The following is an 11,363-nucleotide window of genomic DNA, read 5'->3' as shown; positions in this document are numbered from 1 at the left end:
CGCTTTCTGACACACTAGCTGCACCGCTCGATTGGGGGTGCAGCTTGTCTCATTCCTCATGGCCGCAACGCGCGTTGCGCTTTCTGCTCGCGATCGCCTGGCTAATCGCAAGCATCGCGGGCGTCGCGGCCACCGATCTGCACGCGGCCGCGCCACTCGTGATCGGCTCGGTGCCCGGCATGGTCCCGCCGCTCGATGTCGCCACTGGCACGGCGGCGAACGCCGCGCCGCGCGGCGTCTCCGTCGAGTTCGGGCAGGCCGTCGCCGATTCGCTCGGCATGAAGCCGCAATGGCGAAGCTATCCTGATCGCGCGACGCTCATCGACGCGCTCTCGCGCGGTGAAATGGACATGGCGACCGGCGCGACCGGCGACGATCCCGGCGTCCCGCTCTTGCTCTCGCGGCCCTACTTGCCCATCAAGACGGTGATCGTGGAGCCGCTCACGAAGCGCGCGCCGACGCATCGCATCGCGTATGTCGAGACGCAGACGTCGCTGCCGCGCCTTGCAGCCGCGTATCCGTCGATGACGCCCGCCGCTTATCCGGACACGGTGTCGGCGCTGCTCGCGGTATCGCTCGGTCAGGCCGATGTCTTCGCGGGCGACGTCACCGCCGCCGCTTACTCGATCGGGCATCTGGAACTGCCGGGTCTCGCGGTCACGGGCTTTGCGCCATTCGACGAGGGCGGCTACAGCTTCGCGTTCGCCGCGCGCCGGCCGGGCGCCGAGGCGTTGGCGCAACGGGTCGATGCCGCGCTGGAACGCCTGCCGCCGCGCTTCGTGATCGTGGCCCGCGCGCGCTGGGAAGTGGCGATGACGGCGGTATCGGCGCACGGCACGCTGGAACTGACGCCGGAAGAGAAGGCGTGGATCGCGGCGCATCCGGTCGTCTATTACTCGATGCTCTCGCACGCTCCGCCCCTCATGTTCCGCGACGCGGACGGCCAGCCCGCCGGTCTCGCGCCGGACCTGCTCGCGGCGATTTCGCGGATCACGGGACTGCGTTTCGAAGGCCGTTTGCGCCGCGATATCGCGCGGATCGAGCGCGACGTGAAAACCGGCGAGTCCGCCTTCTTGCCGATCAGCGTGCCGCGCGATCCGGACGATCCGGACCTCGTCGCGTCCGTGCCGTTCGGCGAGGGCCTCGTCGCCATCGTGACGCGCAAAGGCGCGCCGCCGCTCGCCGATGCCGCGGCGCTCGCGGGCAAGCGTGTCGCGCTGCCGTCCGGCTATCCGGCGGGGCCGATGTTGAACGAAGAAGCGCCGGCGGCGCGCATCGTCGATGCGCGTCCGGGCGACAGTCAGCTCGCCGCCGTCGCGAACGGCAAGGCCGATGCGACTGTGCTCGACATGAAGCTCGCGAATTACGCGATCGGCAATCCGTATCGCGGCAGGCTCGTCATCAGCGGCGTGCTGTCCTCGCAGCCGTCGCCGCACGTGTTTCTCGTCGCGCGTAATCAGCCGGTGCTGCTCGGCATTCTGAATCGCGCGATCACGGCGCTGCCGCCTCACGAACTGGAGGCGATTCGTGCGCGCTGGCAACTTGCCGAGCATCCCGAAACGTTGTGGGAAAAGCGGCGCCCGCGCGTGGAAGCGGGCGCGGCGCTGGGCGGCGCGCTCGTGCTCGTGCTGGGCGCGTGGGCCGTGTCGCTGCGCGCGCAGATCCGGCGACGCATCGCGGCTGAAAGCGCGATGCGCGCCGCCAAGGAGGAAGCGGAGACCGCGAACCGCGCGAAGTCCACTTTTCTCGCGACGATGAGCCACGAAATCCGCACGCCGATGAACGCCGTGCTCGGATTGCTCGAACTCGAACTGCGGGCGCCCGGCAACCGCGACGCAACGGAGCGGTCGCTGCTCACGGCGCATCATGCTGCACGCGATCTGCTCGGCATGATCGACGACCTGCTCGATGTCGCCAAGATCGAAGCCGAGCGGCTCGTGCTGTCGCCGTCGCCGGTGGAGGTCTTCGCGTGGATCGCGAGCGTTGCTGCGATCTACGAGCCGGCGGCGCGGGCGAAGGGCATCGCGCTCGTCGTCGAGCGGCACGGCGAGGGCGGCGGCCCCGCGTGGATCGTGGCCGACGCGCAGCGCCTGCGGCAGATCGTCGGCAATCTGCTGTCGAACGCGATCAAGTTCACCGATAGAGGCGCGGTCACGCTGTCGTGCGATGTCGCGCCGGCTCGCGATGGCAGGCGCGAGGTCACGTTCGCCGTGTCGGATACGGGCGTGGGGATTCCGCCCGAGCGGCAAGCGTCGCTTTTCACGCCGTTCGTGCAGGCCCACGACGGCGGCGCGCGGCATTTCGGCGGCACGGGGCTCGGGCTCACCATCTGCAAGCGGCTCGTGTCGATGATGGGCGGCAGCATCGCGCTGTCGAGCGCGCCGGGGCGCGGCACGCGCTTCACCGTGCGCGCGGCGTTTCCGGAAGCGCACGAGACGATGCAGCCAGAGGCTAGCCGGACGCGCGATCCGGCGCCCGAGGTTGCGCGCTCGCTCAGGGGCTTGCGCGTCCTCATCGTGGACGATCATCCGGCGAATCGCATGGTGCTGGATGGACAGATCCGGCTTTTGGGCGGCGCGACGGAGCTTGCCGTCGACGGCCGCAGCGCGCTCACGCGCTGGCGCGACCATCCGGGCGCGTTCGACGTGATCCTCACGGACTGCTCGATGCCGCAGATGAGCGGCGAGGAACTAGCTGCGGCCATCCGCGCCGACGAAGCGACGCATGGGTTCGCAGCGCGCGCCATGCCCATCGTCGGCCTGACGGCGAATGCGCAGCCCGAGGCCGCCGAGCGGGCCGTCGCGGCGGGGATGACCATGTGCCTCGTGAAGCCGATCGGCCTCGATGCGTTGCGAGATGCGCTGGTGNGGGGTACCGTCAGACCCAAGCGCTCAGCGGCGCGTCCGGGCTTCAAACCCGTCTCGACAAGCGCTTCGATAACCTTCAGTCTGTCCCATTCGCGCATGGTCAAGCTCACAGGTGGGTTCGGTGACATGGCTGAGCTCCCGCTGGATGACCAACTGCCAGCTTGCCACCGGTTGAAACCCGACATCTGTAAATAGCCAGAACACGACATTAGGATATAGCCGCTACATCACAAAAATGCGCTAATTTTTCTTATGTCAAATGACATAAACGACATCAGCGGCCTAACCAACCTCCCGACCCCGCCGCAACAAAAACTCCCGCTCCCGCGCATTCCTCGCCAATTCCGCCGCCCGCGCGAACTCCTCCCGCGCCTCATCCACGCGCCCGAGCCGCGCGAGCAAATCCGCCCGCACGCCCGGCAGCCAGTGATAGCGCTTCAGCGCGGCCTCATCCCGTAGCCGGTCCACGATCGCGAGCGCCGCTTCCGGCCCGGACGCCATGCTCACCGCGACCGCGCGATTGAGCTCGACCACCGGCGTCGGCGCGACCTTCATCAGCGCATCGTAGAGCGAGACGATCATCGGCCAGTCGGTGTCGGCGGCGCTCGGCGCCCGCGCGTGGCACGCTGCGAGCGCCGCCTGCAACGCATACACGCCGCGCGCACCGCCCAACGCCTCCGAACGCCGCAGCGCCGCGAACCCGCGTTGAATCAGCAACGGGTCCCATCGGCTGCGGTCCTGATCCGGCAACAGCACGGGACGGCCTTCCCGGTCCACCCGCGCCCTAGTGCGCGACGCCTGAATCTCCATCAGCGCGACGAGCCCGTGCACCTCGCTTTCCAGCGGCATCAACTCGGCAAGGATGCGCCCGAGCCGCAACGCGTCCTCGCAGAGGGCGGGACGCATCCAGTCGTCGCCGGCGGTCGCCGAGTAGCCTTCGTTGAAAATCAAATAGATGACTTCGAGCACGGATGTCAGCCGCGCCGTGCGTTCGTCGCCCTTCGGCACCTCGAACGGCACGCGGGCCGCCGACAGCGCGCGTTTCGCCCGCACGATGCGCTGTGCGATGGTCGGTTCCGGCGCGAGAAAGGCGCGCGCGATCTCGTCGGTCGTCAGGCCGCCGAGCAGCCGCAAGGTCAGCGCGACGCGCGCATCGAGCGACAGCACCGGATGGCATGCCGTGAACACGAGCCGAAGCAGATCATCGCCGATGTCGTCTTCGCGGGCGGCATCGAGCGCATCGACGAAATCGGGCGTGACGTGCATTTCCTGCGCGTCCAGATCGCGGCCGAGTTCCTCGTGCTTGCGCGCGTGCAGCGCGTGCTGACGCAGGCGGTCGAGCGCCTTGTTCTTCGCAGTCGTCATGAGCCACGCTCCCGGTTTCTCGGGCGTGCCCGCGCGGCTCCAGTGCTCGAGCGCCGCGACGAACGCGTCCTGCGCCAGCTCTTCTGCGAGCGCGACGTCATGCACGACACGCGCCACGCTCGCAATCACTTTCGCCGATTCCATCCGCCAGATTGCGTCGATGGTCCGCCGTGTCGCTGCTTCGCGCTCGTCCGACGACGCGCTCACGCCGCTTCCGGGTCCATGTGCACGAGTTCCCACATGTGGCCGTCGAGATCCTCGAACGCATGGCCGTACATGGCGCCGTGGTCCTGCGGCGGTCGCGGCGTGCGCCCGCCCGCGGCCACGGCTTTCGCGATGAGTTCGTCCACTTCCGCCCTGCTCTCGCACGACAGGCACAGCAGCGCCTCCACGCTTTCGCGGGCATCGACGAGCGTCTTGTCGGTGAAGGTCTTGAAGAACGGCTCGGTGAGGAGCATCGCGTAAATGTTCTCGCCGAGGATGAGGCATGCGGCGGCGTCGTTCGTGAAAGCCGGATTGAAGTGAAGGCCGAGCGCCTTGAAGAACGTCATCGATTGCTTGAGGTCGCGAACCGCCAGGTTCACGAAAATCTGCCTGTGCATGGCGCGGGGCTCCGTTTGGATTGGTTGCTTTTCAGACGACGATCGAGCGACGCGGAAATCGACACGGCGTCACAGATAACACGGCCCGAGCTTGCGAACTTCGACCGTGCACCAGGCCGCCGCCGGGCATTGCGCCGCGATGCTCACCGCTTCGGCGTGCGTCTCGCAATCGAGCAGGAAAAAGCCGCCGATCATTTCCTTCGCTTCCGCGAAGGGTCCGTCGATGATGCGCGCGTCGCCTTTCACGGTCGACACGCGCGACGCATCCGCGAGCGATGTCAGCGACTCGCACGCGCGCAGGACGCCGCGCGCTTTCAGCTGGTCGGCGAACTCGACCATCTGCCGATACGCCTCCTGTCCTTCCTCCGCCGTGCGCTGCGCGCGCTGCCCGACGGGTTCCACGATGAGCAACAGAAAAGCCACGGCGGTCTCCTCGAAAGTCAAGTGACCACAAGTTAAACCGGCGCCGCCCGGACGGCAACCCGCAAGGCTGCCGATTAATGTGAAGAAAGAGGGTATTTGTAGTATGTTACAAGCCGTTACGAGCCGTTGCGTGCCATTGTCTGATTTATGCCGTAGCATTTGCCTCCGTCGTCTGGTCGCGGTGCGCGGGTCAGCAATTACTACCGCGCGCGGCCGTTCGACGTCGCTTGCCCTCACTTGGGCGTCGTGATGGCGGTGGCCACCGCCGCGCGTCCGCTTGTCCTGAACGACGGCGCAATCGTTTGTCTCTTCGAAGTTCGGCTCTCGGGCCGAAAGAGACGAGCGGCCCGGTTCCCCTGCCCGTCCCGAACCCGATGCCGAAGGCGTCGCCGGTTGCCTTTGCGCGTCCGGTCCATGCATATGAATCCATGAAGAAGAATACTTTCCTGCTTCCGACGCTCGTTCTCGCTCTCGCCGGCTGCGGCGGCAGCGACGACGCCTCCTCGCCCGCGTCCGTCACGAACGCGGCCAACGCAACGACAGACGGCTCCACAGCCGCCGACACGAACGCCGTCGCGAAGGCGGCGACGGGCCTTGCGATGACATGCGGCACGCCCACGGCAGCGGCGGCATCGGGCGGCAGCGGGCAAATCACGGCGGATACGCCGAGCAGCGACGGCTCGCGCATGTTCCCCGCCGGCTCGAAATTCCAGGTGGCGATCACGACGCGCCCCGGTTCCGCCGACACGCTCAAATGGGCGATTGCCGATGCGCTCGGCAAGACCGTCGCGACCGGCAGCTTCGGGGCCCCCGCGGCGGCCACCAAGACCACGCTCACCTGCTCGTCGACGCTCGCCGGCTATTTCGCCGTGTCCGCGACACTCGCCAATCACGGCGGGCAAGTGCAGACCGCCGGCACGCGCCCGAACGGCATCGCCACGTTCGGCGTCATTCCGAACCTCGGCGGCGTGATTCCCGCCGTCACGTACACGAAGCAGGAGCAGCATCGCTTCGGCATGCAGGGCTTCAACGGCAACAGCACGATGCTCGACGCGCTCGGCATTTCGTCGACCATCGACGACCGCCAGATGTCCGTCATGGAGCCGAACGGCCGCTTCACGTTCAACCCGAACGCGAACAACCTCGACCCGTTCTACACGTCCGGCAAGATCATGCGGCTCGTGCGCCTGGACGGGCTTCCCGGCGGCGCGAGCGCGCACGGTCTGAACCCCGACTACAGCTATATTCCGAACGACCTGACGTACTACGCGAACTACATGGGCCGCGTCGGCCAGGAAACCGAGGCGATCCGCGCACGGTATTTCCCGACGATGTCGGCGAACTACTATCAGGTCACGTGGGAGCCGGTCGTCCAGTGGAAGGACTCGGACGTGAACTTCGTCGCGCTCTACAAGGCGGCGTATCAGGGCCTGCATTCGAAGGACCCGCACGCGGTCGTCATGGGACCGGCGGAGCCGTTCCCGTCGCTGACCACGGATCGCCTGAAGCGCCTCGCGCCGCTCGGCCTCGCGCAGTATCTCGACGGCATCGCGACGCATGGCTATTACGACGCGGGCACGTCGCCGTCGCATCCGCCGGAGCGCCATCACACGGACGCGGATCCCGCCGATGCCGCGAACTCGCTGCTCAACGAGATGCGCAATCTGCGCGCGGAAATGACGAAGGACTACAAGCCGAACATGAAGCTCTTCGTCACCGAGACGGGCATCAGCTATGACCTCGGCGCGAACTACGGTCCGAACTATCCGTCGCCGAACATCCTGTTCGCGCACGGCGCGGTGGTCGCGCGCGCGCATATCATCCTGCTCGGCGAAGGCGCGGATCAGACCTACGTGTTCTTCGGGCCGGACTTCCCCGGCGAGCCGGGCTACGGCACGTTCTTCGACCTCGACCATCCGCAGGCCGAGTTCGGCACGGGGAACATCAGCCCGAAGCCGGCCGCGATGGAAGTCGCCGCGATGACCCGCGTGCTCGACGGCACCACCACGCTCGGTCCCGTGAACAACCTGCCCTCGGGCGTCTACGCCTACGCGTTCCAGCAACTCGGCAACGGCAAGGTCATTACCGCGCTCTGGACGCACAACAACGCCGTGTGGCCGGCGTCAAACGGCACGTTCAGCACGACGTACAGCACGGCCTACAAGCTCAATGTCGATGCAGCCGGCACGAGCGGCACGGTCAAGCTGATCGATGCGATGGGCAATGTGTCGAGCGCGCCGTACACGAACGGCGTGGTGACGCTCACGCTCACGGAATCGCCGCAATACGTCGTTTCGACGAACGCGGATGTCGCGAAGAAGAACGCGACGAAGCCGCAGGGTTACACGGGCATGTGACGTCCGCGCAGTGAAAATGCGAATGCGCCCGCTGTCTCGATATTGACAGCGCCGCGCGTTCGCATCGATACTGCGTTTCATGCACGCAATCCTTCTCCTCGCCATCGCCGCGATTAAAAACCCAGTGAACGCCATCATCGGCGGGTCATCGGGAGAACGCGTGCGCTAGCGAGACAGGCAAGCAAGTCGATTCCGAAGGCCCCGCCGCAAGACGGGGCCTTTTTTGTTTCATGCGTGCCTGGCCTTCCGTCTTCGGCTCACAGTTCTGCTCACACAAGGAGAGCGAGGATGGAAGAGCTATCGCAAGTGCTGGAAGGGCGTGGCGCGCGCCACGGCGTCGCGTCGGGCACGCTCAACGCGTCGGGTGCGCGCGTGGTCGTGTATGTCGAGGTGCTTGCACATCAGACGGTCTCGTGGCGGCTTTCGCGCGATGCCGAATTGCGCGCGGACGCCTCGATATGGCTCACGCGTCATCAGGATTCCTACGACTACTGGCTCGAGCCCGGCGATGTCGTGCGTCTCACGCGCGGCGAACGCGTGTGGCTGTCGTCGGAGTCGGAGCGCGCCGTCGAAGTGTCGCTGACGTCGTATCGCGCGAAGCAGCCGAGGCCCGCGTGGTCGCGCTTTTTCGCTCGCTTCTTGCCGCGTGCGGTGAACGCGTTCTGAGGGTGTAGTGAAGGCGCTGGGAGACGCTGTGAAGGCTCGCAAACGCGCTTCGAACGCGCGACCAAGGCCGGCGAACGCGTTTTGAAGGCGCATTGAAGGCGCTGGAAGACGCTGTGGAGGGCCTTTGAACGCGCTTCGACCGCGCACAATCAAGGCCGGCGAACGCGCTTCGAACGCCGCCGCGCTCACGGCGCGGCGCAACGGAAGCTCGCCGCCAGGTTCACCCTTCCCTTGCCGATATAACGCGGATAACCGGGATACCGGCAGATGGGACGCGTGCGCCCGTTGGTGGCGGGCGCGATGTCCGTGCCGATGAGCGTCTCCGGCGCCACGCCGTTCGTCACCCATTCGTCGAGCGCGCCGAGTTCGTCCCACGCGGGAATGAACACGCCGTTGCCGTGCTGGAAGCCGGGCACCATGTAGAGCCGCATGAAGGAATCGACGGTCTCCTGACCATAACGCTCCGCGAGCCCGCGATAAAACGCGATGGTCTGGTTCGGGCTGATGACTTCGTCGGCGAGGCCGTGCATCGCGACGAGCTTGCCGCCGTGCGCGATGAATGCGGAAAAATCCGGATTCATCGCGCCGACCGTGTATGCGAGCGTCATGAGCCGCTGCCTGAAGCGGCCGGGGTTGTCGAGATCGAAGGAGAGCGCGCTGAAGGCCGCGTCGCGCGTGACGAAGTGGCGGATATACGCGTCGCCCTGAGCGAAGAGATAGCCGTTGGCCGCGAACGTCGGCGGATTCACGAGCGTCGGCGAGTCGCCCAAGCCGAGCACGCCCGAGAAGTCCACGCCCTGAAACACGTTGTAGCCGGGATAGTCCGCGACGCCGTAGGCGAGCGGATAGCGCATCGAAAGGCCGTCGCGCAGCAGTTCGAGCGTGTCGAGCTGGGCATCGGAGAGGCAACTGTCGCGCAGCGAAGGACGTTGGCCGTTCGCGCAGCGCAAGGAGGCTACGATCTGCGGTTCGAGCTGCCGGCACGCTTCCACGTTGCCGACGATGCCGTCGGCCAAGCCGTCGAGCCGGTCGCATTCGTGTATCACCGTCTCGTACACGCGCCGCTGCTGCGCCAGCCCGACGAAGCCGCCCGGCTTCGCATACGACGCCTGCCCGACTTTCACGCCGAGCAGCCGCACGCCCGAGAAGTTGATCGCGGGCGCATTGGCGATCACGCCGTCGTAGTCGTCCGGAAAGCGTTCGATGACGGTGAAGCCTTCGCGTCCGCCGGTCGAGCCGCCCGCGAAGTAGATCTTGTCGGGCATGCGCCCGTAGCCCATTTCGATGAGCGCGAGCGCGACATCGCGCGTTTTCTTCAGATGCGCGAAGCCGAAATTGACGATGGCTTCGTCGTTCACCGCGAAATCCGCGCGGCCCGAGTTGCCGACATGGCCGGAGTCCGAGCCGAAGGTCGCGTAGCCGCGTGCGAGCGGCGTCGAGTCGGGCGCGAAGGGCATCGGCTCCGTGCCGGAAACGAGCACGCCGTTATAGCCGCCGCCGCCCATTTGCAGCGCGCGGCCGTTCCAGCGGCTTGGCAGATTCACTTCGAAGCGAATGTCGGGCGTCGTCTCCTGAATGGCGCGGATCAGGCCGGTGACGCGGCAATACTCGCCGTTCCGATTACCCGGCGCGGCCGCCTTGATGGCCGATGCCGTGACGATCAACGCGCCGCGCGTCGGCAGACCGATGATCGACGCGGGCACCGTCTTGCCGGCGAGGTCGTCGCAATGCCGGGTCACGTAGGCCGCCGCGTGCGCGCACGCGAGCGGCATCAGCGCGAGCGCGGCGACGAGCGACGCCCAGCACGCGCGGCGACAGGCATCGGCGAGGAAGAGACGACAGAATGAAGGCACGAGCTGGAGTGGATACTTCAATGGCCGCTCAATATATAAGAAGCGTTTGCGCTTAGCCATTCGGGGCCGCCGCCCGGCGTTGCGGCGGCACAACCGGCAGCGGCGGGCGGGACCGGTACGACGGACACGACCGACGACCGGCACGACCGGCACCGCCGTCAGCAAGTGAACAAAGCGCACGAAGCGCACGAAGCGCACGACCAAGGACGACCGGACTGACCAACACTAGCTCACAACCCACACAACCCACACAACCCATACGATCGGGCACGACCGGCAGCAAGCGCACAAAGCGGACGATCAAGGGCGATCCGCACAACCCGCGCGACCCCCACAGCACGCCGCGTTCCCTACTCCCCGTCCCACTCCCCGCGCAGATCACTGTCCTGAAGAAGCTGAAGCAGCGTCTCCGCCGGCCGGCTCGGATGCTTCGCGCCGAACGCGATGAACTCCACTTCCGGCAACTCGGGCAACTCCGCGCGATTGACCGGCGGCGCGAGCCCGCGGCCGCCCAGAAAATGCGAGCGCACGGTGAGCCCGAGCCCGCCGCGCGCCGCCGCGATGCAGCCTGCATGACTGCTGCTTGTACACACCATCTGCCAGCGCGCGCCGGTCAGCGCGAGCGAATCGAGCACGACGGCGCGCGTGACGCTCGGCTCCGCGACGAGAATCAACGGCAGCGGCAAGCTCGTATCGACGACGGTCCCGGGCTTCGCGAGCCATTCGAGCCGCCCGCTGAAAAGCCGCGTGCCGCGCGCATCGCCCAGACGGCGCTTGCCGACCGCGAGATCGAGTTCGCCCGCGTCGACCAGTTGATACAGCCGCCCGGTCATGCCGATGGTGATTTCCAGCTCGACATCCGGATGCGTGTCGCGAAACGCGGCGAGCACGCTCGGCAGCGGCCCGAGCGCGAGATCGTCCGATGAGCCGAGCCGCACGCGTCCGCGCAGCCGCGGCGAACTGAACTGCGATTCGGCGTGCGCCATCGCCTCGAGAATGACGCGGGCGTGGACGAGCATCGCTTCGCCGTCGGCGGTCAGTGCGAGCGAATGCGTGTCGCGCAGCAAGAGCCGCCGCCCGACGCTCTCTTCCAGGCGCCGGATATGCTCCGAGACACTGGACTGGCGCAGGCCGAGCTGGCGCCCGGCGTCGGTAAAGCTGTGCGACGCGGCCACCGTCGCGAAGGTAGTCAGCCAGAGCGGATTCAGCATGCGGCATTGTGATCGGCAA

General features: G+C 66.9%; 7 protein-coding genes and 1 pseudogene. 3 read left to right on the top strand and 5 right to left on the bottom strand.

The annotated features are described in order from the left end of the window. Nucleotides 1–179 precede the first annotated feature (179 nt). A pseudogene (locus GV035_RS16970) lies at nt 180–2,867 on the top strand (ATP-binding protein); the annotation flags it as partial. Nucleotides 2,868–3,149: 282 nt separating this feature from the next. Here the strand turns inward: GV035_RS16970 and GV035_RS16965 are convergent. The 3 genes from GV035_RS16965 to GV035_RS16955 form a co-directional block, all read right to left on the bottom strand. After that, nucleotides 3,150–4,376, bottom strand: a complete 1,227-nt coding sequence (locus GV035_RS16965) for an RNA polymerase sigma factor (protein WP_159837988.1) — start codon at nt 4,374–4,376, stop codon at nt 3,150–3,152. A 59-nt stretch (nt 4,377–4,435) separates the two neighbouring features. Then, a complete protein-coding gene (locus GV035_RS16960) occupies nt 4,436–4,834 on the bottom strand; it encodes a VOC family protein (RefSeq protein WP_159836179.1) in 399 nt (132 codons plus the stop codon). Nucleotides 4,835–4,903: 69 nt separating this feature from the next. Further along, a complete protein-coding gene (locus tag GV035_RS16955; protein WP_159836178.1) occupies nt 4,904–5,257 on the bottom strand; it encodes a YciI family protein in 354 nt (117 codons plus the stop codon). 428 nt (nt 5,258–5,685) lie between these two features. Here GV035_RS16955 and GV035_RS16950 point away from each other — a divergent pair, with 428 nt between their 5' ends. Both GV035_RS16950 and GV035_RS16945 read left to right on the top strand, forming a co-directional pair. Next, complete coding sequence (locus GV035_RS16950) at nt 5,686–7,614, top strand: hypothetical protein (RefSeq protein WP_159836177.1); 1,929 nt, start codon at nt 5,686–5,688, stop codon at nt 7,612–7,614. Nucleotides 7,615–7,902: 288 nt separating this feature from the next. Then, nucleotides 7,903–8,280, top strand: coding sequence for a DUF2917 domain-containing protein (locus GV035_RS16945; RefSeq protein WP_159836176.1), 378 nt, complete (start codon nt 7,903–7,905; stop codon nt 8,278–8,280). 185 nt (nt 8,281–8,465) lie between these two features. Here the strand turns inward: GV035_RS16945 and GV035_RS16940 are convergent, their stop codons facing one another. After that, nucleotides 8,466–10,055 carry a tannase/feruloyl esterase family alpha/beta hydrolase gene (locus tag GV035_RS16940; RefSeq protein ID WP_442859594.1) on the bottom strand — a complete coding sequence of 530 codons (1,590 nt, stop codon included), beginning with the start codon at nt 10,053–10,055 and terminating at the stop codon, nt 8,466–8,468. 428 nt (nt 10,056–10,483) lie between these two features. Further along, a complete protein-coding gene (locus GV035_RS16935; protein WP_159836175.1) occupies nt 10,484–11,344 on the bottom strand; it encodes a LysR family transcriptional regulator in 861 nt (286 codons plus the stop codon). Between the last annotated feature and the right edge of the window lie 19 nt (nt 11,345–11,363).

The organism is Burkholderia sp. 8Y (assembly GCF_902506145.1).
GTDB lineage: Bacteria > Pseudomonadota > Gammaproteobacteria > Burkholderiales > Burkholderiaceae > Caballeronia.
The sequence above is the reverse complement of the archived record's forward strand: the minus strand, read 5'-3'. Positions and strand labels throughout refer to the sequence as shown.